Here is a 23354-nt window from a genome sequence, read left to right as displayed (position 1 = left end):
AGATGTGTATAAGAGACAGAGCCGGGGCCGACCGTACGCAGCTGCTGCCGCAGGCCGGCCACCGTACGCGGACGTCCCCGCGGGCCGCGGGGGGCACGGCCGTCGCCGACGACGCATTCGGCGAGGGCGTCACCCACGGCACCCGGCTGCGTGGCTGGAAGCGCCCCGCGCTCGCGGCCGCCGCGGTCTTCGCCGTCTCCATGGCCGGGATCACCGCGTTCGAGATGATCTCGGGCAACGACCTCAGCGGCGGCCAGGGCACCACCCTCAGCTCCGTCGTGCGCGGCGGCGGCGACCGGGCCCCCGGACCCGCCGGTCCCACGCCCTCCGGTGACACCGGCCGCGACGGGGAAGAGGACGAGCGGCGGCCGACCCCCGACGGCGGCACCGGTTCAGCCCCCGCCACGGACCGGGGCGACGGCAGCGCCGAGAGCTCCGACCCCGGCACGGGCACGGGCACGGGCGGAGAGAACCCGGACACCGGGTCCACCCCTGTGCCGACGCCCTCCGGATCCGGCGGCGGAACCACGCCCGATCCGGCGCCGCCCACCCCGTCGGCCTCCGCCGACGCCGGAACCGGCGCGCCCTCGACCGGCACGGGGGGCGCCGCCGGGCAGGGGGAGCAGGACCCGCCCGGCGCCGACGCCGAGTGACCCACCGGCGTACCGCGCACCGCGCGTCGGCCCCGGTCCCCTCCGCAAGGGAGAGGACCGGGGCCGACGGCGTACCGGAAGCCTCGGGAACTCAGTCGCCGAGCACGCGCCGCAGGTAGTCGTTGCCGAACAGACGGTCCGGGTCCAGCCGGTCGCGCAGCGCGGTGAACTCTCCGAAGCGCGGGTAGACCTCCGACAGGTAGGCCGCGTCACGCGTGTGGATCTTGCCCCAGTGCGGCCGGCCGGCGTGCGCGGTCATGATCCGCTCGACCGCGGTGAAGTACGACCGGTGGGGCGTGCCCTTGTAGAGGTGTACGGCGATGTAGGCGCTGTCCCGGCCCGAAGCGGTCGACAGGGTCATGTCGTCGGCCGGAGCGGTGCGCACCTCGACCGGGAAGCTGATCTTCAGCGGTGACCGCTCGACCATGGCCTTCAGCTCCCGCAGCACCGCCACCGCCCGCTCGCGCGGAACGGCGTACTCCATCTCCACGAACCGCACGCGGCGCGGGCTGGTGAACACCTTGTACGGGATGTCGGTGTACGTACGCGCCGACAGCGCCCGGCTGGAGAGCCTGGCGATCGAGGGGATCGTCGCCGGGACCGCGCGGCCGAGCGCACAGGCGGCCCGGAAGACCCCGTTGGACAGCAGCTCGTCGTCGATCCAGCTGCTCACCCTCCCGGGCGGGGCGGCCGGACCGGCGCTGCGGTTGTTGCGCTTGGTGGTGCAGTTCCCGGTGTGCGGGAACCAGTAGAACTCGAAGTGCTCGTTCTCGGCGACCAGGGAGTCGAAGTCCGCGGTGACCCGGTCGAAGGTCATCGGCTCCTCACGGGCCGTCAGCAGGAAGATCGGCTCCACGGCGAGGGTGACGGCGGTGATCACCCCGAGGGCGCCGAGCCCGATCCGGGCCGCCGCGAAGATCTCCGGGTTCTCCCGCTCCGAGCAGACCAGGACCGTGCCGTCGGCGGTGACCAGCTCCAGCGCGCGGATCTGCGCCGCTATCGACGCCGAGTCCCGGCCCGTGCCGTGCGTGCCGGTGGAGGTCGCCCCGGCGATCGTCTGCTCCATGATGTCGCCCATGTTCGTGAGCGACAGACCCTCGCGGGCGAGAGCGGTGTTGAGCCGCTTGAGCGGAGTGCCCGCCTCCACCGTCACGGTCATCGCCGTCCGGTCGATGTCCCGGATCCCGGTGAGCAGGTCCGGGCGTATCAGCACCCCGTCCGTGGCGGCCGCCGCCGTGAAGGAGTGGCCCGCGCCGACCGGCTTCACCCGCAGGCCCTCCGCGCCCGCCCGGCGCAGCACGTCCGCGAGCTCGTCCACGGACGCGGGGGCCTCGGTGCGGGCGGGCCGGGCGGTGACGGTGCCCGCCCAGTTACGCCACGTGCTCGTCGTCGTCCGTGCGTAGGTGTCGGTCATCTTCCCCGCGCCCTCCCGTCGCAGCCGGCCCGGCCAGCCGGCGATACCCCAGGAACGCCACCGTCGCCGCGAGAGCTCCCGCCACGGCGGGCACCGCGTACCCCGCCTTCGCCCCGGCGGCGTCGACCACCCAGCCGGCGGCCGAGGAGCCGAGCGCCACCCCGACAGCGAGCCCGGTACTGGTCCAGGTCATGCCCTCGGTCAGCTTGGTGCGCGGTACGTGCGCTTCGACGAGGGCCATGGTGGTGACCATCGTCGGTGCGATGGCGAGGCCCGCGACAAAGAGCGCCACGGCCAGCAACGGAAGGTTCCCGGCCAGTTGGAGGGGGATCATACTCACGGCCATCGCGCAGACACCCACCAGCCACCTGGTCCCGGGGTTCCCCTTGAGGTGCAGCAGCCCGAACACGGCCCCCGCGAGGCACGAACCGAGCGCGTAGACGGCCAGCACCAGGGAGGCCGCGGCCTTGTGGCCGCGCTCCTCGGCGAAGGCCACGGTCACCACGTCCACGCCCCCGAAGATCGCACCCGTCGCCACGAAGGTGGCCACCAGGACCTGGAGCCCCCGCGAGCGCAGCGCCGAGCCCCCGGTGTGCTGCGACTTCGGGTGCGGCACCGGCTCGGTCGTACGCTGCGCGGTCAGCCAGAAGACGCCGACCAGCAGGAAGGCGGCGGCGATCAGTGGACCCGCCTCCGGGAACCAGGCCGTGGAGAGGCCGATGGAGATGATCGGGCCGAAGATGAAGCACACCTCGTCGACGATCGACTCCCACGCGTAGGCGGTGTGCAGATCCCGGCTGGAGCCCCGGTAGATCGCCGCCCAGCGGGACCGGACCATCGACCCCACGCTCGGCACACAGCCCGCGCCCACCGCGAAGACGAACAGCGTCCACTCCGGCGCCCCCTGCTGAGCACAGACCAGGAGACCCGCCACCGCCGCCACCGCGACCAGCGTGACCGGGCGCAGCACCCGGCGCTGCCCGTAGCGGTCGACCAGCCGGGAGACCTGGGGGCCGCAGACCGCCGCCGACATCGCCAGGGTCGCGGAGAGCGCCCCGGCCAGTCCGTAGCGGCCCGTGAGCTGGGAGATCATCGTCACGACACCGATGCCCATCATGGACAACGGCATCCGGCCGAAGAAGCCCGCCGCGGAGAATTCCCTGGAACCGGGGGCGGAGAAGATGGCGCGGTAGGGGCTGGGCAAGGGGTACTCCGGTCGTGCCTGTCAGGCGTATAGCTGGCCGATACAGCTTACGGCCGGGCAGACGCGCCGGACACCGGATTCCGGGGCGCCCCGGGGGCGCGGCGCAGGCGCCCGGCCCCCCGGGATTCGCGGCCTTCACGGTCTTCCCGACGGGGCGTCGGATGTCGGTTGCCGCCCTGTCACAGGAGGGTGGCAGGATCGACGTCATGTCCGATCTGCGCGATCCCGCTCCCTACGACGCCCTGCTGCTGCTCTCCTTCGGCGGCCCCGAGGGCCCGGACGACGTGGTTCCGTTCCTGGCGAACGTGACCCGCGGCCGCGGCATCCCCGAGGAACGCCTCAAGGAGGTCGGCAAGCACTACTTCCTGTTCGGCGGGGTCAGCCCGATCAACGCGCAGAACCGCGCACTGCTCGACGCGCTGCGCGAGGACTTCGCGGAGCACGGCCTGGACCTCCCCGTCTATTGGGGCAACCGCAACTGGGCCCCGTATCTGACCGACGTCCTGCGCGAGATGACCGCCGACGGACACCGCCGGATCGCCGTCCTCGCCACCAGCGCCTACGCCTCCTACTCCGGCTGCCGCCAGTACCGCGAGAACCTCGCCGAGTCCCTGGCCGCCCTGGAGGCCGAGGGGCTGCCCGTGCCCCGGGTCGACAAGCTGCGGCACTACTTCAACCACCCCGGCTTCGTGACGCCCATGGCCGACGGCGTCCTCTCCTCGCTCGCCGACCTCCCCGAGGACGTCCGCGCGGGCGCGCACATCGCGTTCACCACCCACTCCATCCCGACGTCCGCCGCCGACGCCTCGGGCCCGGCCGAGGCGCACGGCGAGGGCGGCGCGTACGTCGCCGAGCACCTCGACGTGGCCCGGCTGATCATCGAGGCGGTGCGCGAGGAGACCGGCGTCGCGTACCCGTGGCAGCTCGTGTACCAGTCCCGCAGCGGCGCCCCGCACATCCCGTGGCTGGAACCCGACATCTGCGACCACCTGGAGACGCTGGGCGCCGACGGCGTCCCCGCGGTCGTGATGGCGCCCATCGGCTTCGTCTCGGACCACATGGAGGTCCTGTACGACCTCGACACCGAGGCCACCGCGAAGGCCGCCGAGATCGGGCTGCCGGTCCGGCGGTCCGCCACGGTGGGCGACGACCCGCGCTTCGCCGCCGCCGTACGGGACCTGCTCCTGGAGCGGGCCGCGACCGAGCGCGGCCGGGCGGTGGAGCGCTGCGCGCTGGGGGCCCTGGGGGCCTCCCACGACCTCTGTCCGGTCGGCTGCTGTCCCGCCAGGGCCCCGAAACCCGCCGCCGCCGGGGCCGACAGCCCGTATGCCTGATCCGTGGACGCCCCGACGGATACCCCGTAGAGCCCCTGTTCCGCCGAGTCCCCCGGGAGCACCGTGACCGACCCCACCCTGTCCGAACTGCTCGACCTCGCCCTGGAGGCCGCCCGCCGCGCCGGCGCCCTGCTGCGCGACGGCCGCCCCGCCGACCTGGGGGTGGCCGCGACCAAGTCCAGCCCCATCGACGTGGTCACCGAGATGGACATCGCCGCCGAGAAGCTGATCACCGGCTACCTCTCCGACTTCCGCCCCGACGACGGCTTCCTCGGCGAGGAGGGGGCCAGCTCCCCGGGCAGCACCGGCATCCGCTGGGTCATCGACCCGCTCGACGGCACGGTGAACTACCTCTACGGTCTGCCGACCTGGGCGGTCTCCATCGCCGCCGAGCGCGACGGCGAGCGGGTCGTGGGCGTCGTCGAGGCCCCGATGCGCCGGGAGACGTATCAGGCCGTCCTCGGCGGCGGTGCGTTCGCGAACGGTGAAGCCCTGCGCTGCCGGCCCGCCCCGCCGCTGGACCAGGCCCTCGTCTCGACCGGTTTCAACTACGTCGCCCACGTCCGCGCCCACCAGGCGGACATCGCCCAGCAGCTGATCCCCAGGCTCCGCGACATCCGGCGCAGCGGATCGGCGGCCGTCGACCTCTGCGATGTGGCGGCCGGCCGGCTGGACGGCTACTACGAGCGCGGGCTCCATCCCTGGGACCTGGCGGCGGGCGACCTCATCGCCCGGGAGGCGGGCGCGCTGACCGGCGGCCGCCCGGGACTGCCCGCCGACGGCGACCTGACGGTGGCCGCTACCCCCGGCGTCTTCGAGCCGCTGCAGGCCGCACTCGACGAACTGGGCGCCTGGCACGACTGACGGGGGCCGGAGCCCCGCCCCGAGGAAGGCCCTGACGAGGGGCCTGAGGCCGCCGCACACGCCACGGGGCCCCGGAACACCATGACGGTGTCCGGGGCCCCGTGGCGTACGGCTCAGACGCTGGTGGCGCCGATCTCCACGCCGTGCTCGGCGGCGAGACGGCGCAGATCGTCCAGCTCGCCCTGCTCGACGTCCGCGAGGAAGTCGTCGCCGTCCTCGCGCGCCCGCGTGAGGACGTTCTCGGTCGTCTTGATGCGTTGCAGCAGACCTGCGGTGAAAGCGTCCATGATGCGCCCCCTCATCGTGGGTCGGTGGCACGGGGGTGTGCCCAGGATCCCCCCGGCCGGGGGGCCGGAGGAGCGGGTGATCGCGCCGCCGCTCCGGGGAAATGGAGTGGGCCGTGGCATGCCACGTGACAGGCGTGATCGCGGGTGTGAACCCCTCTTCCCCGCGCCATGGCTCAGAGAAACCTCAACTGGCCCGGAAATCCGCCGTCTTCCCGGCGGGCCGCCGCCGGGAGGTCCGGGCCGCCGCCGTCTTACCGCCGGTTTATGCGCGTTGCGGGCAGGATGTAGGCGCACAGTCGGCATTGCTGCCCGTGTTCGAGCGGGCCCCGCGTGGGCCGCTCGCTCTGTGAACCCATCGAAGGACCGAAGGAAGGACTGCGCCGTGCGCGTACTCGTCGTCGAGGACGAGCAGCTGCTCGCCGATGCGGTGGCCACCGGACTGCGCCGGGAGGCCATGGCCGTCGACGTCGTCTACGACGGTGCCGCGGCCCTGGAGCGCATCGGGGTCAACGACTACGACGTCGTCGTGCTGGACCGGGACCTCCCGGTGGTGCACGGGGACGACGTCTGCCGCCGGATCGTCGAACTCGGCATGCCCACCAGGGTGCTCATGCTCACCGCGTCCGGCGACGTCAGCGACCGGGTCGAGGGCCTGGAGCTGGGCGCGGACGACTATCTGCCCAAGCCCTTCGCCTTCAGCGAGCTGACCGCCCGGGTGCGCGCGCTGGGCCGCCGTACGACGGTGGCGCTGCCGCCCGTCCTGGAGCGCGCCGGCATCAAGCTCGACCCGAACCGCCGCGAGGTCTTCCGCGACGAGGTGGAGATCCAGCTCGCCCCGAAGGAGTTCGCGGTGCTGGAGGTCCTCATGCGCAGCGAGGGCGCGGTCGTCTCGGCGGAACAGCTGCTGGAGAAGGCCTGGGACGAGAACACCGACCCCTTCACCAACGTGGTGCGCGTCACGGTCATGACGCTCCGCCGCAAGCTCGGCGAACCGCCCGTCATCGTCACCGTGCCGGGCTCCGGATACCGGATCTGAGGACCATGGCCACCACCCCGGAGCCCCCCGCGGCGCCTCCGAAGCCCACCTGGGAGCCCAAGCAGCAGGAGCCCCCGTACCCCTGGCTGCGCCCGACCATCCGGATACGGCTCACGCTGCTGTACGGCGGGATGTTCCTGATCGCGGGCATCGTGCTGCTGTCGATCATCTACATGCTGGCGGCACAGGCTCTGCACGTGGGCACGGACCTGCCGTTCAAGCTGCTGCCCGACAGCAAGATCCAGCTCACCAACAACGCCTGCCCCGCTCTCACGCCGGGCCTTTCGGCGGACGAGGCGAACGCCGCGCTCAAGGCGTGCAACGAGTCACAGCGCAAGCACGCGCTGGACACCCTGCTCAACCGCTCGCTCCTCGCCCTGGTCGGCCTCAGTGTGATCGCTTTCGCCTTCGGCTACGCCATGGCCGGGCGCGTGCTGTCCCCGCTCGGGCGGATCACCCGGACCGCCCGCCGGGTGGCCGGGACGGACCTCACCCGGCGGATCGAGCTGGACGGCCCGGACGACGAGCTGAAGGAGCTGGCGGACACCTTCGACGACATGCTGGACCGGCTGGAGCGGGCCTTCACCGCGCAGCAGCGGTTCGTCGGCAACGCCTCGCACGAGCTGCGCACTCCGCTCGCGATCAACCGCACGCTGCTGGAGGTCCACCTCTCCGACCCGGAGGCCCCACCGGAGCTCCAGCAGCTCGGCAAGACCCTCCTGGCCACCAACGAACGCAGCGAGCAGCTCGTCGAGGGCCTGCTGCTGCTGGCCCGCAGCGACAACCAGATCGTCGAGCGCAAGCCGGTCGACCTCGCCGAGGTCGCCGAACGCGCCATCGACCAGGCCCGCGCGGAGGCGGTGGCGAAGAAGGCCGAGATCCGCGGCGAGCGGGCCACGGCGGTGGTCCAGGGCAACGGCGTCCTGCTGGAGCGGATCGCGCTGAACCTCGTGCAGAACGCCGTGCGCTACAACGTGCCCGAGGGCGGCTGGGTGGAGGTCACCACCGAGGTGCGGGACGGACAGGCCCTGCTCGTCGTCTCGAACACAGGACCGGTGGTCCCGGCCTACGAGATCGACAACCTCTTCGAGCCCTTCAGGCGGCTGCGTACGGAGCGCACGGGCAGCGACAAGGGGGTCGGGCTCGGCCTGTCGATCGCCCGGTCCGTCGCGCGGGCCCACGGAGGCCGTATCATCGCGGAGCCCCGCGAGGGCGGCGGTCTCGTGATGCGCGTCACCCTGCCGGTCTGAGAGGCTGCACGATGTGACTCTGCACCGAATCTCCATGTTCGCTTTGGGCGGAATTTTCAGGACCCGTTCCCGGGTGGGTCATGTGTGATCGATCACAGAGTCGATTTTCCGACCATCTACTCTCCGTGATCGCGACTCCGTCGGAAAGCCGGTAATCGTCCGGGTTTTCGGGGATCGTTATCACGGGAAGTACACGGGGTGGCACCTGTGAACTGCGCAGTCGGGACCGTGTACGGTCCCCATCGCCACCCAAGCCGAGCCTCGCCGAGGCGCCCGGTTGGGTGTCGATTGAGTAACAGACCTTGATGTGAGGCAAAATCTCCGCCTCAGGTCGGGCACAAGTCCGGCCTCTCACGCGTTACGTGCGCTGAGACACCCGTAGACACCCAAGAGGGGGAGAGCGACATGGCAACGGATTACGACACCCCACGCAAGACCGACGACGACGTGGACCAGGACAGCCTCGAAGAGCTCAAGGCGCGTCGGAGCGACAAGACGGCATCCGCCGTCGACGTCGACGAGTTCGACGCGGCCGAGGGACTCGAGCTGCCCGGCGCGGACCTCTCCAACGAGGAGCTGGCCGTCCGGGTGCTGCCCAAGCAGGCCGATGAGTTCACCTGCATGAGCTGCTTCCTGGTGCACCACCGCAGCCAGCTGGCCCGCGAGAAGAACGGTCAGCCCATCTGCCGCGACTGCGACTGAGGTCGAGTCGGCCGTGGCAGGCGAGACACCGTTCCGGAAGCGGCGCCCCTGGCGCCGGCACGGCCCGGAGGCGAACCAGGACGGTACAGGCGGTACAGGCCCGGCAGAAGGCGGTAACGCGTCTGCCGAGCGGTCCGCCGCCCTGCCGGATCACTCCGGCGGTTTCGACGACGAGCGAGGCCGTTCGGCCTCGCTCGAGGTGGCCGGGGCGGCAGCGTCGCCGGACCGGCCCGGAGAGCAGGACCGGGCGGAGCCCACGACAGGGGGCCGCCTGCACGCAGTGAAACGGGGTGTAAGCAAGGGCCGGGAGGGCACGAAGGCACTGGCCGCACAGCTGGCCGACCGCATCATCGATACGGCCCCGCGCGTGCCGGTGCGCGACCTCGCCACCCTGCGAAAGCAGTTCCCCGGGCTGGGGCCCGAGGAGCTGGCCGACAAGCTGGTCACGGGAGCCTGCCGGGCCACCGCGGCCGTCGGCGCAGGCATCGGAGCCGCCGCCATGATGCCCGTGCCGCCCGCCATGATCGCCGAGCTGGCGGCGGAGGTGACCGGCGTCGCCGCGATCGAGATGAAGCTCGTCGCCGAACTCCACGAGGTCTACGGCCGTCGTCCCCCGGGCAATCTCGGTCAGCGCAGCACCGCGTATCTGACGTCGTGGACGGAGGAGCGCGGCATCGACATCACCCGCCCCACCACGCTCAACGCCGCACTGGGCGGCCAGCTGAAGCGCGAGCTGCGCCAGCAGATCATGAAGCGCATGGCGCGCAATCTGCCCAACCTGATCCCGTTCATGATCGGCGCCGCCGTCGGCGCCACGATGAACCGCCGCGACACCCGCAAACTCGCCGACCGGGTCAGGAACGACCTGCGCAAGGACCAGATCCGCTGGGACCGGCTGCCCGCGCTGCCTCCGCTGGAGCAACCCCTGAACCCGGCCGAGCTGCCCAAGGAGATCGAGGGCCCCTGAGTGACGCAGGGCCCCTGAACCCCCGCACCGGTTCCGGAGCCCCACCCCCTCGACGCCCGCTCAGGCGGTCGGGACGGTGCTCAGCGCCGCCGCCAGGCCCTGCGGGTCCCGCGTGGAGAGGTAGACGTACGGAGTCGGGTCGTCCGGATCCGTGACCTCCACCCGCACCGCCGTCTCCACATAGCCGCGCAGCAGCATGAACGCACGGGCGTCGGCCTTGTGCGTCCGCCAGGCCCGCGCCTCCTCGGCGTCCAGCACCTCGGGCTCGCCGAGCGCCGACAGCGGGATCCGGGCGTCGCCGGCGACCAGCGCACCCGCCACCACCCGGATCCGGGCGGAGCCGTAGCTGCTCACCAGGAGCGCGGCGGCGACCGTGCCGCCGGCCAGCCCGGCGAGCAGCGGCAGGGTGCCCAGCGGCAGAAGCATCAGAGCACAGGCGATACCGACCCCGAAGGCGATGAACCACCAGGAGCGGGGCGCGGTGAGACGTTCGTCGAAGGCCGGTGCGGAAGGCTGCATGGAACCAAGCTTGGCACGGCGCGACCGGCCGACTGCCGCGCGGGTAAGGTCTGCGCCTGTGAGTGGAACATCAGCAGCTCTGACACCCCCGGCCGACGCCGTCGCGCCGGTCCGGCACCCCGACGCGCCCGCCCCCGGCGAACTCCTCGGAGCGCACTACGAACACTGTTTCGGCTGCGGCGGGGGACAGCCGCACGGACTGCACCTGATGGCGCGGGCCGGCGAAGGCGTGAGCGTCACCGCCGAGTTCACCGTGCAGCCCGCCCACCAGGGCGCCCCCGGCCTCGCCCACGGCGGCGTGCTCGCCACGGCGCTGGACGAGACGCTCGGCTCGCTGAACTGGCTGCTGCGCACGATCGCGGTGACCGGACGGCTGGAGACCGACTTCGTCCGCCCCGTACCCGTGGACACCGTGCTGCACCTCGACGCCCGGATCACCGCCGTGCACGGCCGGAAGATCTACTCCACCGCCACCGGCCGGATCGGCGGCCCCGAAGGGCCCGTCGCGGTCCGGGCCGACGCCCTCTTCATCGAGGTCAAGGTCGACCACTTCATCGACAACGGCAGGCCCGCCGAGATCCAGGCGGCCATGTCCGACCCGGACCAGGTCAGGCGCGCCCGCGCCTTCGAGGTGAACCCGTGACGCGCAGCCCCGTCGACGTACTGATCCGCCTCCTCGACCCGGACGTGCCGATTCCGGCGTACGGACACCCGGGCGACGCCGGGGCCGACCTGGTGACCACCGAGGCCGCCGAACTCGCACCCGGCGAGCGCGCGGTGCTCCCCACCGGGGTGTCCATCGCCCTGCCCGACGGGTACGCCGCGTTCGTTCACCCGCGCTCCGGCCTCGCGGCCCGCTGCGGAGTGGCCCTCGTGAATGCCCCAGGGACCGTGGATGCCGGGTACCGTGGGGAGATCAAGGTGATCGTGGTCAACCTCGATCCACGTGAGAGCGTGCGATTCGAACGGTTCGACCGGATTGCCCAATTGGTTGTCCAGCAGGTCGAGAAGGTGCGCTTCCACGAGGTGGCGGAACTTCCCGGCTCGGCGCGGGCCGAAGGGGGCTTCGGGTCCACCGGCGGCCACGCGTCGGTGGACGGCGCCGAGGGCGGGATCACCCACGGTGGGAACAGCTACGCTTCGGTCGTATCCGACCGGGAAGGACAGTGACGTGTTCGGACGTCGCAAGAAGAGTGGTTCCGCCGAGGACGCGGCGGACGAGGTGCGCGAGGCCGAGCAGGTCGCCGACGAGCCCGAGGGTGGCGGCGACGCCGCCAAGGGCTCCCGTCGGATGAATCTTCCGCCGGCCCCCAGGCCGGACGGCCCCTGGGACAGCACCGAGGTCACCCAGCCCGGCGAGGGCCGGGTCGATCTGGGCGGCATCTTCGTCCCCGGGGTCGAGGGCATGGAACTGCGCGTCGAGGTGGCCGGGGACGCGATCGTCGCCGCCACCGTGGTGCTGCGCGACAGCGCGGTCCAGCTGCAGGCCTTCGCCGCCCCCAAGAAAGAGGGCATCTGGGGCGAGGTCCGCGACGAGATCGCCTCGGGCATCACCCAGCAGGGCGGCATCATCGACGAGGTCGAGGGCCCGCTGGGCTGGGAGCTGCGCGCGCAGGTCCCCGTGCAGCTCCCGGACGGCACGGGCGGTGTGCAGCTCGTGCGCTTCGTCGGCGTCGACGGGCCGCGCTGGTTCCTGCGCGGAGTGATCTCCGGCCAGGGCGCCGTCCAGCCGGAGGCCGCCGGGCTGCTGGAGACGGTCTTCCGGGACACCGTGGTCGTCCGCGGCGACGGCCCGATGGCCCCCCGCGACCCGATCGTCCTCAAGCTCCCCAACGACGCCCAGATGGTTCCCGAGGGCGTGCAGCAGGAGGAGCAGGAGGGCTCGAAGTTCTCCGGCGGCATGGGCCAGCTCCAGCGCGGTCCCGAGATCACCGAGGTCCGCTAGCGGCACGCCGCGGCACCGAGCGGCACAGGCCGGTGGGCCGCACCCCTTTCCGCGGGTGCGGCCCACCGGCCATTGCCCGGCCGTGTACCGGACGCACATACTGGCGGGCGACGGCGCAGGCCACGTGATGACGGGGGAGCAGCATGACCGAGAGCACCAGCGGGCAGTCCGGCACGGCCCTTGCCGAGAACCCGGCCCGTACGGTCATGGTCACGGTCGAGGACCTGCACCGCTCGTACGGGAGCGGAGCGGCGGCCGTGCACGCCCTGCGCGGGGTGTCGTTCGAGATCCCCCGCGGTGAGCTGGTCGCGCTGAAGGGCCGCTCCGGCTCCGGCAAGACCACCCTGCTCAACCTGGTCGGCGGCCTGGACACCCCGGACGACGGCCGGATCACCGTCGACGGCACCGAGCTGGCGGGGCTCGGCGAGAAGGGGCTCCTGGAGCTGCGCAGGGACCGGGTCGGCTTCATCTTCCAGTCCTTCGGCCTCATCCCGATCCTGACCGCCGCCGAGAACGTCGGCGTACCTCTGCGGCTGCGCAGGGCCGACCCGGCCGAGCGCGACGAGCGGGTCGCCCTGCTGCTCTCCCTCGTCGGCCTCGCCGACCACGCCGAGCAGCGCCCCGGCGAGCTCTCCGGCGGCCAGCAGCAGCGCGTCGCCATCGCCCGCGCCCTCGCCAACCGCCCCGCCCTCCTGATCGCCGACGAGCCCACCGGACAGCTCGACGCCGAGACCGGGCTCGCCGTGATGGAACTGCTCCGCGCGGTCGTCCGCAGCGAGAACGTCACCGCCCTCGTCGCCACCCACGACCCCCAGCTGCTGGGCCTCGCCGACCGGGTCCTGGAGCTGAGCGACGGCCACATCGTCGAACACGGCTGACGTTCCCGTAGCGCCCCCGCACCCGCCCCGGCGCGCATCAGAGTTCCGTCAATACGCTCCCCACCTGCACTTCCGGGACCGAACCACGGCCCCCGGCGGAGTAGCGTCGAGGACGGCAGCCGCACCGGGCGCCACGGCCCTCCACACGACAGGGCCGGACGGAAGAAGACAATGGGGCCATGGGACGCGGCACACTCCGGATCTACCTGGGCGCGGCACCGGGCGTCGGCAAGACGTACGCGATGCTCTCCGAGGCGCATCGCAGGGTCGAGCGCGGAACCGACTGCGTGGTGGCCTTCGTGGAGCACCACGACCGGCCGCGGACCGAGGTCATGCTGCACGGACTGGAGCTCCTGCCGCGCCGGGAGCTGGAGTACCGGGGCGCCGTCTTCACCGAGATGAACGTGGACGCCGTCCTGGAGCGCGCCCCGGCGGTGGCCCTGGTGGACGAGCTGGCCCACACCAACGTCCCCGGTTCCCGCAACGCCAAGCGCTGGCAGGACGTCGAGGAGCTCCTCAGGGCCGGGATCGACGTCATATCCACGGTCAACATCCAGCACCTGGAGTCGCTGGGCGACGTCGTGGAGTCGATCACCGGTGTCCGGCAGCGTGAGACGGTGCCCGACGAGGTGGTGCGCCGGGCCGATCAGATCGAGCTGGTCGACATGTCGCCCCAGGCGCTGCGCCGCCGGATGGCGCACGGCAACATCTACCAGCCCGACAAGATGGACGCGGCCCTCTCGAACTACTTCCGCCCCGGGAACCTCACCGCCCTGCGCGAGCTGGCCCTGCTCTGGGTCGCCGACCGGGTCGACGAGTACCTCCAGCAGTACCGGGGCGAGCACAACATCCGCACCACCTGGCAGGCCCGCGAACGCATCGTCGTCGGCCTGACCGGCGGGCCCGAGGGCCGCACCCTCATCCGCCGCGCCTCCCGGATGGCGGCCAAGGGCTCCGGCAGCGAGATCCTCGCCGTCTACATCGCCCGCAGCGACGGTCTGACCTCCGCGTCCCCGAAGGAACTGGCGGTACAGCGCACCCTGGTCGAGGACCTCGGCGGCAGCTTCCACCACGTCATCGGCGACGACATACCGGCCGCCCTGCTGGAGTTCGCCCGTGGCGTCAACTCCACCCAGATCGTGCTGGGCTCCAGCCGTCGCAAGACCTGGCAGTACATCTACGGACCCGGGGTCGGCGCGACCGTCGCCCGCGAGTCGGGCCCCGACCTGGACGTCCACATCGTGACCCATGAGGAGGTCGCCAAGGGCCGCGGCCTGCCCATGGCCCGCGGCGCCCGGCTCGGCCGCGCCCGGATCATCTGGGGCTGGCTCGTCGGCGTCCTCGGCCCGGTCCTGCTCGCGGTGGTGCTGCGCAGCATGGAGGACGCCCCCGGCCTCGCCAACGACGTCCTGCTCTTCCTCTTCCTGACGGTGGCCGCCGCCCTGCTCGGCGGACTGCGGCCCGCGCTCGCCTCGGCGGCCGTCGGCTGCATGGTGCTGAACTACTGGTTCACCCCGCCCACCCACACCCTGACCGTCCAGGACCCGGAGAACCTCGTCGCCATCGCGATCTTCTTCGCGGTGGCGGTGGCGGTCTCCTCCGTGGTCGACCTCGCCGCCCGGCGCACCCACCAGGCCGCCCGGCTGCGCGCCGAGTCGGAGATCCTCTCCTTCCTCGCGGGCAGTGTGCTGCGCGGCGAGACCGCCCTGGACGCCCTGCTGGAACGGGTCCGCGAGACCTTCGCCATGGAGTCCGTCGCCCTGCTGGAACGCAGCAGCGACGTCGAACCCTGGACCTGCGCCGGATCCGTCGGACCGGCTCCGGCCGCCCGCCCCGACGACGCCGACGTGGACATGCCCGTCGGCGACAACATGGCCCTCGCGCTGTCCGGCCGGGTGCTGCCCGCGGAGGACCGCCGGGTGCTCGGCGCCTTCGCCGCCCAGGCGGCCGTCGTCCTGGACCGGCAGCGCCTGGTCGGGGAGGCCGAGCAGGCCCGCAGGCTCGCCGAGGGCAACCGGATCAGGACCGCCCTGCTCGCCGCCGTCAGCCACGACCTGCGGACCCCGCTGGCCTCCATCAAGGCCGCCGTCAGCTCGCTGCGCTCCGACGACGTGGCCTGGTCCGAGGAGGACGAGGCGGAGCTCCTGGAAGGCATCGAGGACGGCGCCGACCGGTTGGACCACCTCGTCGGCAACCTGCTGGACATGTCCCGCCTCCAGACCGGCACCGTGACCCCGCTGATCCGCGAGATCGACCTCGACGAGGTGGTCCCCATGGCGCTCGGCGGCGTCCCGGAGGGCAGCGTCGACCTCGACATCCCCGAGACGCTGCCGATGGTCGCCGTCGACCCGGGGCTCCTGGAGCGGGTCGTCGCCAACATCGTGGAGAACGCCGTCAAGTACCACCCAGGCCAGGAGCCCGTCGCCGTGGCCGCCAGCGCCCTCGGCGGCCGGGTCGAGCTGCGGGTCGTGGACCGCGGCCGGGGCGTCCCCGACGAGGCCAAGGAACGGATCTTCGAGCCCTTCCAGCGGTACGGGGACGCCCCGCGCGGCGCCGGAGTGGGTCTCGGACTCGCCGTCTCCCGGGGTTTCGCCGAGGCCATGGGCGGCACCCTCGACGCCGAGGACACCCCGGGCGGCGGGCTGACCATGGTCCTGACCCTCACCGCGGCGCCGGGCGGCGTCCGGGCCGACGTCGAGCTGCCGGCCCGGGCCACCTCATGACGCGCTCCCACGGCCCGGGCCACCCCATGACACGCCCTCGCGGCCCGGGGCGCCCCCGGGCGTACGCCGCCCGCCCCCGCGATCTTCCGTCCTCCTCCCCGTACAGCAGAGTTCTTCCCGTCTCCCCGTGCAGCAGAAAGGCAGGTCCGCGATGACCAGGGTGCTTGTGGTCGACGACGAGCCGCAGATCGTCCGCGCCCTCGTGATCAACCTGAAGGCGCGCCAGTACGAGGTCGACGCCGCGCCCGACGGGGCGACCGCCCTCCAGCTCGCCGCCGCCCGCCACCCCGACGTCGTCCTCCTCGACCTCGGGCTGCCCGACATGGACGGGGTCGAGGTGATCAAGGGCCTGCGCGGCTGGACCCGGGTCCCCATCCTCGTCCTCTCCGCGCGCCACACCTCCGACGAGAAGGTGGAGGCCCTGGACGCCGGGGCGGACGACTACGTCACCAAGCCGTTCGGCATGGACGAGCTGCTGGCCCGGCTGCGCGCCTCGGTACGCCGGGCGGAGCCGGTCGGCCAGGACGGCGGAGCCGAGGCCGTCGCCCTCGTCGAGACGGCCGGCTTCACCGTCGACCTGGCGGCGAAGAAGGTGCACCGGGGCGGCCGCGACGTACGTCTCACCCCCACCGAGTGGCATCTGCTGGAGGTCCTCGTCCGCAACGGCGGCCGCCTGGTCAGCCAGAAGCAGCTCCTCCAGGAGGTCTGGGGCCCCTCCTACGGCACCGAGACCAACTATCTGCGGGTCTACATGGCCCAGCTGCGCCGCAAGCTGGAGGCGGACCCCTCGCACCCCCGGCACTTCGTCACCGAACCGGGCATGGGTTACCGCTTCGAGCGCGGCTGACCGGCGCCGGGCCACCCTTTCGAGTGGTCAACCACGGCCTCCGTGCACAGCCCGCAGGACCGGTACCCTTCGGGTATGAGTGCTGTTCCCCGATCCGAGAAAGCCGGGAAGGCCGGGAAGGCGGCGAGACCTTCCGGGCGCTTCCGCCGTATGCTCGACCGGCTCTCCAGTTCCCAGGAGGACCTGGAGTCCGAGGAGCTGCGGGAGGACGCGCAGGCCACCGGATGCACCCGGATCTCCGAGTGCTCCGACCGGCAGATCGTGAAGGTGGCTGGTACGTTGCGGACCGTCACCCTCCGCCCCCGGGCCGGAGTGCCCGCCCTGGAGGCGGAGCTCTTCGACGGCACCGAGCCGCTGGACGTGGTCTGGCTCGGCCGTCGGTCCATCGTCGGCATCGAGCCCGGCCGCAGGATCATCGCCTCGGGGCGGGTCGCCATGAGCCACGGCCGCCGGGTGCTGTTCAACCCCACATACGAACTCCGACCGCTCGGCAAGGAGTAGCCGGTGACGTCTCTCGACAAGCCGACGTCCGAAACGGACCAGCCCCACCGCACGGACCCGCGGCACGCCGGCGGGAGGCACGCCGCCCAGCAGGACGACGAGGCGAAGGCCGTCACCGAGGCCGCTCTCTTCGAGGCCTTCGGCGGCGTGCGCGGCATGGTGGAGACAGTCCTTCCCGGGCTGCTCTTCGTCACGATCTTCACCATCAACAAGGACCTGAACATCTCGGCCATCTCGGCCCTGGCGGTGTCCCTGGCCCTCGTCGCCGTCCGGCTGATCCGCCGGGACACCGTCAAGCACGCCTTCAGCGGCGTCTTCGGCGTGGCCTTCGGCGTCGCCTTCGCGAAGATGACGGGCAACGCCAAGGACTTCTACCTGCCGGGCATGCTCTACACCCTGGGCCTCGCGGTCGCCTATATCGGCACCGCGGTGGCCGGGGTGCCGCTGATCGGACTGATCCTCGGCCCGGTCTTCAAGGAGAACCTCTCCTGGCGGACCCGTAACCCGGGCCGGAAGAAGGCGTACACCAAGGCCAGTTACGCCTGGGGCTTCATCCTGCTGGCCAAGTGCGCGATCCTCTTCCCGCTCTACTGGTGGGCCGACACCACCGAGTTCGGCTGGGTGCTCATCGCGCTGAAGATCCCGCCGTTCCTGCTCGCGGTCTACCTGACCTGGGTCTTCCTCGCGAAGGCGCCGGCTCCCATCGACGTCTTCGCCGAGATGGAGGCCGAGGAACAGGCCGAGAAGGAGCGCAAGGCGCAGGCCGCCGCGGCGCTCCGCGACCCGGACGCCTGACCCGTACACCCGGCATCCCCCCTGGGAAGGGCCCGGAACCGCTCAGCGGTTCCGGGCCCTTCCCAGGCTTCCGGCGGTCAGTCCTCCGACGGATCGTGCCGGACCGACAACAGGTCCTCCAGCTGCTCCTCGCGCGCCTGGGCGGCCACGAACAGCAGCTCGTCACCGGCCTCCAAGGACTCCTCGGGGCTCGGCGTCAGCACCCGCGTACCCCGGATGATCGTCACCAGCGAGGTGTCCTCGGGCCAGGCCACGTCCCCGACCCGGGTACCGGCCAGCGCCGACTCCGGCGGCAGGGTCAGCTCCACCAGGTTGGCGTCACCATGGCTGAAGCGCAGCAGCCGGACCAGATCGCCGACGCTCACCGCCTCCTCGACCAGGGCCGACATCAGACGCGGCGTCGAGACGGCGACGTCCACGCCCCAGGACTCGTTGAACAGCCACTCGTTCTTCGGGTTGTTCACCCGGGCCACCACGCGCGGCACGCCGTACTCGGTCTTGGCGAGCAGCGAGACGACCAGGTTGACCTTGTCGTCCCCGGTCGCGGCGATCACCACGTTGCACCGCTGCAGCGCCGCCTCGTCCAGCGACGTGATCTCACAGGCGTCCGCGAGCAGCCACTCGGCCATCGGGACCCGCTCCACCGAGATGGCGGTCGGCGCCTTGTCGATCAGCAGCACCTCGTGCCCGTTCTCCAGCAGCTCGGCGGCGATGGAACGGCCCACCGCGCCCGCCCCGGCAATCGACACACGCATCAGTGACCGTCCTCCTCGGGACCCTGGGCGAAAGCCTCTTCGACCTTGGCGATCTCGTCCGTACGCATCATCACGTGGACCAGGTCGCCCTCCTGGAGGACGGTCTGCGAGCTCGGCAGGATGGCCTCGCCCAACCGGGTGAGGAAGGCGACCCGGACCCCCGTCTCCTCCTGGAGCGTGCTGATCTTGTGGCCGATCCAGGACGGCGTCGTGTGCACCTCGGCGAGCTGTACCCCCCCGCTCGGATCGCGCCACAGGGGCTCGGCGCCCGAAGGAAGCAGCCGCCGCAGCATCTGGTCCGCCGTCCAGCGGACCGTCGCCACGGTGGGGATGCCGAGGCGCTGGTAGACCTCGGCGCGCCGGGGGTCGTAGATCCGCGCCGCGACGTTCTCGATGGAGAACATCTCGCGGGCCACCCGGGCCGCGATGATGTTCGAGTTGTCGCCGCTGCTGACCGCGGCGAACGCACCGGCGTCCTCGATCCCCGCCTCGCGGAGGGTGTCCTGGTCGAAGCCGACCCCGGTGACCCGGCGACCGCCGAACCCGGATCCGAGGCGACGGAACGCCGTGGGGTCCTGGTCGATCACCGCGACGGTGTGCCCCTGCTGTTCCAGGGTCTGTGCGAGAGCGGCTCCGACGCGCCCGCAGCCCATGATGACGATGTGCACTGTGCGCCTACCCCGCCGTCCTGGTCATCCGGCTGACCTGCGAAAACACGCTGCTCACACTTCTCTCTCAGCTTGCTGGGCAAACAACGGTGCACGCACCCTCGGTGCGGCCCGGAGTCGAGCTTAAGCGCCGGGGAAGTCAATCCCTCATCCGAGTGTCCGCATCCTCGCGCACTCCGGCAAAGGGAAAGCAAAATAGGCGGAACGAGCGCAAGGATCGCGTTAAGGAATGGCGAGGCGTTCTCCGCCGACCGCAGGAGATTGCGGGGCCACGTCGAAAGGGCGTGCGTTTCGGCCACGGGCTCCGCTTACGATCCTCAGCGTGTCCAAACTGACCGACCTGCCCAAACGGATCCTGATCGGCCGGGCGCTGCGCAGCGACAAGCTCGGGGAGACCCTCCTTCCCAAGCGCATCGCGCTCCCCGTCTTCGCGTCCGACCCGTTGTCCTCGGTGGCGTACGCACCGGGGGAAGTCCTCCTCGTGCTGTCCATCGCGGGGGTGTCGGCGTACCATTTCAGCCCCTGGATCGCCGTCGCGGTCGTCGTCCTCATGTTCACGGTCGTCGCCTCCTACCGGCAGAACGTCCGCGCCTACCCGAGCGGCGGCGGCGACTACGAGGTCGCGACCACCAACCTCGGCCCCAGGTCCGGACTGACCGTCGCCAGCGCCCTGCTCGTCGACTACGTCCTCACCGTGGCCGTGTCGATCTCCTCCGGCGTCGAGAACCTCGGCTCCGCGATCCCGTTCGTCATCGAGCACAAGACGTTCTGCGCCGTCGGCGCCATCGTCCTGCTCACCCTGATGAACCTGCGCGGCGTCAAGGAGTCCGGGAAGCTCTTCGCCATCCCCACCTACCTCTTCGTGGCCGGCGTCTTCCTCATGATCCTCTGGGGCGCCTTCCGGGGAGTGGTCCTCGGCGACACGATGCACGCCCCCACCTCCGAACTGGAGATCAGGCCCGAACACGAGGGGCTGGCCGGCTTCGCGCTCGTCTTCCTCCTCCTGCGGGCCTTCTCCTCCGGCTGCGCCGCCCTCACCGGGGTCGAGGCGATCAGCAACGGGGTGCCCGCCTTCCGGAAGCCGAAGAGCAGGAACGCCGCGACCACGCTCGCCATGATGGGCCTGCTCGCCGTCACCATGTTCTGCGGCATCATCGGCCTGGCCCTGGCCACCGACGTCAAGATGGCCGAGAACCCGGGGATCGACCTGATCCGCGACGGTGTCCCGGTCGGAGCGGACTACACGCAGGACCCGGTCATCGCCCAGGTCGCCGAGGCGGTCTTCGGCCACGGTTCCTTCCTCTTCATGGTCCTCGCGGCCGCCACCGCGCTGGTCCTCTTCCTCGCCGCGAACACCGCGTACAACGGCTTCCCGCTGCTCGGCTCGATCCTCGCCCAGGACCGCTACCTGCCGCGCCAGCTCCACACCCGCGGCGACCGCCTGGCCTTCTCCAACGGCATCGTGCTGCTGGCCGGCGCGGCGATCCTGCTGGTCTGGATCTACGGCGCCGACTCCACGAAGCTGATCCAGCTCTACATCGTCGGGGTCTTCGTCTCCTTCACCCTCAGCCAGACCGGCATGGTGCGGCACTGGAACCGTCTGCTGACCGACGAACGGGATCAGGCCAAGCGCCGCCACATGGTCCGCTCCCGCGCCATCAACGCCTTCGGCGCCTTCTTCTGCGGCGTGGTCCTGGTGATCGTCCTCGCCACCAAGTTCACCCACGGCGCCTGGGTGGCCCTGCTCGGCATGGTCATCTTCTACGGCACGATGACCGCGATCCGGAAACACTACGACCGGGTCGCCGCCGAGATCGCCGCCGACGAGACGCCCGCGGACGAGAGCGTGCGCCCCTCCCGCGTCCACGCCATCGTCCTCGTGTCCAAGCTCCACCGCCCCACGCTGCGCGCTCTCGCCTACGCCAAACTGATCCGCGCCGACCACCTGGAGGCGCTCTCCATCAGCGTCGACCCGGACGAGACGAAGGCCCTGCGCGAGGACTGGGAACGGCGCGCAGTCAACGTCCCCCTGAAGATCCTCGACTCGCCCTACCGCGAGGTGACCCGCCCGGTCATCGATTACGTGAAGGGCCTGCGCCGCGAGAGTCCGCGCGACGTGATCAGCGTCTACATCCCCGAGTACGTGGTCGGCCACTGGTACGAGCACCTGCTGCACAACCAGAGCGCCCTGCGCCTGAAGGGCCGTCTGCTCTTCACCCCGGGCGTCATGGTGACCTCCGTCCCGTACCAGCTCCAGTCCTCCGAGGCGGCGAAGAGGCGGGCGCGCAGGCGCGCCGACTGGAACGCCCCGGGTTCGGTCCGCCGGGGCCTGGTGGGGCGGGGGAGCAAGGAGCCGAACCACAAGGGCTGAGACCAACGCGGGGTGAGTCCGCTCGTGGTGAGGCCGTTCCTGGTGAGGGCGCTCGCCCCACGGACGACGGGCCGGGGCCATGCATGACCTGCCGGCGACGGGGGCCGTTTGTGGTCAGCACCCTGACCGCGTCCGCGTAGACTGGTGGGCTGTCGTCCGGCCGCAGGCCCGACCGTTTGCCCCCTTTCTCCCTGGAGCCTCCCCTCATGCAGAACGAACCCACGTCGTCGCTGGTCGGGGAGGAGTACGAGGTCGAGGTCGGGCCCGTCGCGCACGGCGGCCACTGCATCGCCCGCACCGCCGAGAACCAGGTGCTCTTCGTACGCCACACGCTCCCCGGCGAGAAGATCATCGCCAAGGTCACCGACGGCGACACGGACTCCCGCTTCCTGCGGGCCGACGCGGTACGGATCATCGAGCCGTCCAAGGACCGCGTCGAGGCGCCGTGCCCGTACGCCGGCCCCGGCATGTGCGGCGGCTGCGACTGGCAGCACGCCAAGCCGGGCGCGCAGCGCCGCCTCAAGGGCGAGGTCATCGCCGAGCAGCTCCTGCGCCTGGCGGGCCTGACCCCCGAGGAGGCCGGTTGGGACGGCACGGTCATGCCGGCCGAGGGCGACAAGCTCCCCGCGGGCGAGGTGCCGGCCTGGCGCACCCGCGTCCAGTACGCCGTCGACGCCGACGGCCGCGCGGGCCTGCGGAAGCACCGCTCGCACGACGTCCAGCCGATCGACCGCTGCCTGATCGCCGCGCCGGGCGTTTCGGAGCTCGGCGTCGAGAAGCGCGAGTGGCCCCAGATCGCCGCGGTGGAGGCCATCACCGCCACCGGCTCGAACGACCGCCAGGTCATCCTCACCCCGCAGCCCGGCGGCCGCTTGCCCCTGGTCGAGCTGGACAAGCCGGTCTCGGTCCTCCGCGTCGACGAGAAGGACGGCGGCGTCCACCGTGTCCACGGCCGCGCCTTCGTCCGCGAGCGCGCAGACGACCGCACCTACCGCGTCGGCTCCGGCGGCTTCTGGCAGGTCCACCCGCAGGCGGCCAACACCCTGGTCCGCGCGGTCATGCAGGGCCTGCTGCCCCGAAAGAACGACACGGCCCTCGACCTCTACTGCGGCGTCGGCCTGTTCGCCGGCGCCATCGGCCAGCGCATCGGCGAGAAGGGCGCGGTGCTCGGCATCGAATCCGGCAAGCGCGCCGTCGAGGACGCCCGCCACAACCTCGGAGACCTCGACCGGGTCCGCATCGAACACGGCAAGGTCGACCAGGTACTGCCCCGCACCGGCATCACGGAGTGCGACCTGATCGTCCTGGACCCGCCGCGCGCGGGCGCGGGCAAGCAGGTCGTCAAGCACCTGTCGGGGCTGGGCGCACGCAAGATCGCGTACGTGGCCTGCGACCCGGCGGCGCTGGCACGGGACCTGGCGTACTTCCGGGACGGGGGGTACAAGGTGCGGACGCTGCGGGCGTTCGACCTGTTCCCCATGACCCACCATGTCGAGTGCGTGGCGATCCTTGAGCCCACCGAAAAAGGCCGCTGACCTGCTGTTTTAGCGAGTGTGCGTTATGTGCGTTGTGTGCGTTACGGGCGATATCTTGACGCATATTCGACGCACGTTGGGCCCTTCTGACGCACGTTTGACGCAC

22 protein-coding genes and 1 pseudogene are annotated in these 23354 nt (G+C 71.6%); 17 read left to right on the top strand and 6 right to left on the bottom strand.

What is annotated here, in order from left to right:
- A pseudogene (locus CR470_RS04080) lies at positions 1 to 653 on the top strand (hypothetical protein); the annotation flags it as partial.
- Between the two features lie 91 nt (positions 654 to 744).
- Here the strand turns inward: CR470_RS04080 and CR470_RS04075 are convergent.
- Together CR470_RS04075 and CR470_RS04070 are read right to left on the bottom strand one after the other, a co-directional pair.
- The gene (locus CR470_RS04075; protein WP_097866199.1) at positions 745 to 2067 is read right to left on the bottom strand and encodes a D-arabinono-1,4-lactone oxidase; all 1323 of its coding nucleotides are present in this window, start codon (positions 2065 to 2067) and stop codon (positions 745 to 747) included.
- Positions 2024 to 3271: an MFS transporter gene (locus tag CR470_RS04070; protein WP_097866198.1), complete on the bottom strand. Its 1248-nt coding sequence runs from the start codon at positions 3269 to 3271 to the stop codon at positions 2024 to 2026. Before CR470_RS04070 ends, CR470_RS04075 begins: the two co-directional genes overlap by 44 nt.
- 206 nt (positions 3272 to 3477) lie before the next feature.
- Here CR470_RS04070 and CR470_RS04065 point away from each other — a divergent pair, with 206 nt between their 5' ends.
- Both CR470_RS04065 and CR470_RS04060 read left to right on the top strand, forming a co-directional pair.
- Positions 3478 to 4605 carry a ferrochelatase gene (locus tag CR470_RS04065; protein WP_097866197.1) on the top strand — a complete coding sequence of 376 codons (1128 nt, stop codon included), beginning with the start codon at positions 3478 to 3480 and terminating at the stop codon, positions 4603 to 4605.
- Between the two features lie 63 nt (positions 4606 to 4668).
- Positions 4669 to 5469 carry an inositol monophosphatase family protein gene (locus CR470_RS04060; RefSeq protein WP_097866196.1) on the top strand — a complete coding sequence of 267 codons (801 nt, stop codon included), beginning with the start codon at positions 4669 to 4671 and terminating at the stop codon, positions 5467 to 5469.
- A 113-nt stretch (positions 5470 to 5582) separates the two neighbouring features.
- On the opposite strand, the gene CR470_RS39360 is transcribed toward CR470_RS04060, so the two are convergent.
- Positions 5583 to 5756: a hypothetical protein gene (locus CR470_RS39360; RefSeq protein ID WP_179892133.1), complete on the bottom strand. Its 174-nt coding sequence runs from the start codon at positions 5754 to 5756 to the stop codon at positions 5583 to 5585.
- A 382-nt stretch (positions 5757 to 6138) separates the two neighbouring features.
- Here CR470_RS39360 and CR470_RS04055 point away from each other — a divergent pair, with 382 nt between their 5' ends.
- From CR470_RS04055 to CR470_RS04040, 4 genes are all read left to right on the top strand, one after another.
- The gene (locus tag CR470_RS04055; RefSeq protein WP_003965735.1) at positions 6139 to 6792 is read left to right on the top strand and encodes a response regulator transcription factor; all 654 of its coding nucleotides are present in this window, start codon (positions 6139 to 6141) and stop codon (positions 6790 to 6792) included.
- Positions 6793 to 6797: 5 nt separating this feature from the next.
- Positions 6798 to 8042 carry a sensor histidine kinase gene (locus CR470_RS04050; RefSeq protein ID WP_097866195.1) on the top strand — a complete coding sequence of 415 codons (1245 nt, stop codon included), beginning with the start codon at positions 6798 to 6800 and terminating at the stop codon, positions 8040 to 8042.
- 405 nt (positions 8043 to 8447) lie between these two features.
- A complete protein-coding gene (locus CR470_RS04045) occupies positions 8448 to 8744 on the top strand; it encodes a DUF4193 domain-containing protein (protein ID WP_003965732.1) in 297 nt (98 codons plus the stop codon).
- Positions 8745 to 8757: 13 nt separating this feature from the next.
- On the top strand, positions 8758 to 9711 hold the full coding sequence (locus tag CR470_RS04040) for a hypothetical protein (RefSeq protein ID WP_097866194.1): 954 nt from the start codon (positions 8758 to 8760) through the stop codon (positions 9709 to 9711).
- A 60-nt stretch (positions 9712 to 9771) separates the two neighbouring features.
- Here CR470_RS04040 and CR470_RS04035 read toward each other — a convergent pair whose 3' ends face one another.
- Positions 9772 to 10230 (bottom strand): DUF3093 domain-containing protein, encoded by a 459-nt coding sequence (locus CR470_RS04035; RefSeq protein WP_097866193.1) that lies wholly within the window; start codon positions 10228 to 10230, stop codon positions 9772 to 9774.
- A 58-nt stretch (positions 10231 to 10288) separates the two neighbouring features.
- On the opposite strand from CR470_RS04035, the gene CR470_RS04030 reads away from it, so the two are divergent.
- From CR470_RS04030 to CR470_RS03995, 8 genes are all read left to right on the top strand, one after another.
- Positions 10289 to 10873, top strand: a complete 585-nt coding sequence (locus tag CR470_RS04030; protein WP_029182603.1) for a PaaI family thioesterase — start codon at positions 10289 to 10291, stop codon at positions 10871 to 10873.
- The gene (gene dut, locus CR470_RS04025) at positions 10870 to 11400 is read left to right on the top strand and encodes a dUTP diphosphatase (RefSeq protein WP_030080026.1); all 531 of its coding nucleotides are present in this window, start codon (positions 10870 to 10872) and stop codon (positions 11398 to 11400) included. The genes CR470_RS04030 and dut overlap by 4 nt, the downstream gene beginning before the upstream one ends.
- 1 nt (position 11401) lies before the next feature.
- Positions 11402 to 12175: a DUF3710 domain-containing protein gene (locus CR470_RS04020; RefSeq protein ID WP_097866192.1), complete on the top strand. Its 774-nt coding sequence runs from the start codon at positions 11402 to 11404 to the stop codon at positions 12173 to 12175.
- A gap of 143 nt (positions 12176 to 12318) precedes the next feature.
- Positions 12319 to 13053, top strand: coding sequence for an ABC transporter ATP-binding protein (locus CR470_RS04015; RefSeq protein WP_097866191.1), 735 nt, complete (start codon positions 12319 to 12321; stop codon positions 13051 to 13053).
- A gap of 179 nt (positions 13054 to 13232) precedes the next feature.
- Positions 13233 to 15776 carry a sensor histidine kinase gene (locus CR470_RS04010; RefSeq protein WP_097866190.1) on the top strand — a complete coding sequence of 848 codons (2544 nt, stop codon included), beginning with the start codon at positions 13233 to 13235 and terminating at the stop codon, positions 15774 to 15776.
- Positions 15777 to 15927: 151 nt separating this feature from the next.
- Positions 15928 to 16623 (top strand): response regulator, encoded by a 696-nt coding sequence (locus CR470_RS04005; RefSeq protein ID WP_097866189.1) that lies wholly within the window; start codon positions 15928 to 15930, stop codon positions 16621 to 16623.
- A 75-nt stretch (positions 16624 to 16698) separates the two neighbouring features.
- On the top strand, positions 16699 to 17124 hold the full coding sequence (locus CR470_RS04000) for an OB-fold nucleic acid binding domain-containing protein (protein ID WP_170757205.1): 426 nt from the start codon (positions 16699 to 16701) through the stop codon (positions 17122 to 17124).
- 3 nt (positions 17125 to 17127) lie between these two features.
- Complete coding sequence (locus tag CR470_RS03995; RefSeq protein WP_097866187.1) at positions 17128 to 17919, top strand: DUF3159 domain-containing protein; 792 nt, start codon at positions 17128 to 17130, stop codon at positions 17917 to 17919.
- A gap of 77 nt (positions 17920 to 17996) precedes the next feature.
- Here the strand turns inward: CR470_RS03995 and CR470_RS03990 are convergent, their stop codons facing one another.
- Both CR470_RS03990 and CR470_RS03985 read right to left on the bottom strand, forming a co-directional pair.
- Positions 17997 to 18674, bottom strand: coding sequence for a potassium channel family protein (locus tag CR470_RS03990; RefSeq protein ID WP_097866186.1), 678 nt, complete (start codon positions 18672 to 18674; stop codon positions 17997 to 17999).
- Entirely contained in the window at positions 18674 to 19342 is a 669-nt protein-coding gene (locus tag CR470_RS03985; RefSeq protein ID WP_007454533.1) for a potassium channel family protein, read from the bottom strand. The genes CR470_RS03990 and CR470_RS03985 overlap by 1 nt, the downstream gene beginning before the upstream one ends.
- 322 nt (positions 19343 to 19664) lie before the next feature.
- Here CR470_RS03985 and CR470_RS03980 point away from each other — a divergent pair, with 322 nt between their 5' ends.
- The gene (locus tag CR470_RS03980; protein ID WP_097866185.1) at positions 19665 to 21713 is read left to right on the top strand and encodes an APC family permease; all 2049 of its coding nucleotides are present in this window, start codon (positions 19665 to 19667) and stop codon (positions 21711 to 21713) included.
- A gap of 206 nt (positions 21714 to 21919) precedes the next feature.
- Positions 21920 to 23248 carry a class I SAM-dependent RNA methyltransferase gene (locus CR470_RS03975; protein ID WP_097866184.1) on the top strand — a complete coding sequence of 443 codons (1329 nt, stop codon included), beginning with the start codon at positions 21920 to 21922 and terminating at the stop codon, positions 23246 to 23248.
- Positions 23249 to 23354: the final 106 nt, after the last annotated feature.

It is taken from the genome of Streptomyces sp. rh34 (genome assembly GCF_002551245.1).
Taxonomy (GTDB): Bacteria; Actinomycetota; Actinomycetes; order Streptomycetales; family Streptomycetaceae; genus Streptomyces.
The sequence above is the reverse complement of the archived record's forward strand: the minus strand, read 5'-3'. Positions and strand labels throughout refer to the sequence as shown.

Bases quoted from the DNA above. Each gene is read 5' to 3' on its own strand.
- CR470_RS39360 (WP_179892133.1), bottom strand. From the start codon at position 5,756: ATGGACGCTTTCACCGCAGGTCTGCTGCAACGCATCAAGACGACCGAG.
- CR470_RS04010 (WP_097866190.1), top strand. From the start codon at position 13,233: ATGGGACGCGGCACACTCCGGATCTACCTGGGCGCGGCACCGGGCGTC.
- CR470_RS04065 (WP_097866197.1), top strand. From the start codon at position 3,478: ATGTCCGATCTGCGCGATCCCGCTCCCTACGACGCCCTGCTGCTGCTC.
- CR470_RS04000 (WP_170757205.1), top strand. From the start codon at position 16,699: ATGAGTGCTGTTCCCCGATCCGAGAAAGCCGGGAAGGCCGGGAAGGCG.
- CR470_RS04050 (WP_097866195.1), top strand. From the start codon at position 6,798: ATGGCCACCACCCCGGAGCCCCCCGCGGCGCCTCCGAAGCCCACCTGG.
- CR470_RS04015 (WP_097866191.1), top strand. From the start codon at position 12,319: ATGACCGAGAGCACCAGCGGGCAGTCCGGCACGGCCCTTGCCGAGAAC.
- CR470_RS04045 (WP_003965732.1), top strand. From the start codon at position 8,448: ATGGCAACGGATTACGACACCCCACGCAAGACCGACGACGACGTGGAC.
- CR470_RS04005 (WP_097866189.1), top strand. From the start codon at position 15,928: ATGACCAGGGTGCTTGTGGTCGACGACGAGCCGCAGATCGTCCGCGCC.
- CR470_RS03975 (WP_097866184.1), top strand. From the start codon at position 21,920: ATGCAGAACGAACCCACGTCGTCGCTGGTCGGGGAGGAGTACGAGGTC.
- CR470_RS03990 (WP_097866186.1), bottom strand. From the start codon at position 18,674: ATGCGTGTGTCGATTGCCGGGGCGGGCGCGGTGGGCCGTTCCATCGCC.
- CR470_RS04035 (WP_097866193.1), bottom strand. From the start codon at position 10,230: ATGCAGCCTTCCGCACCGGCCTTCGACGAACGTCTCACCGCGCCCCGC.
- CR470_RS04075 (WP_097866199.1), bottom strand. From the start codon at position 2,067: ATGACCGACACCTACGCACGGACGACGACGAGCACGTGGCGTAACTGG.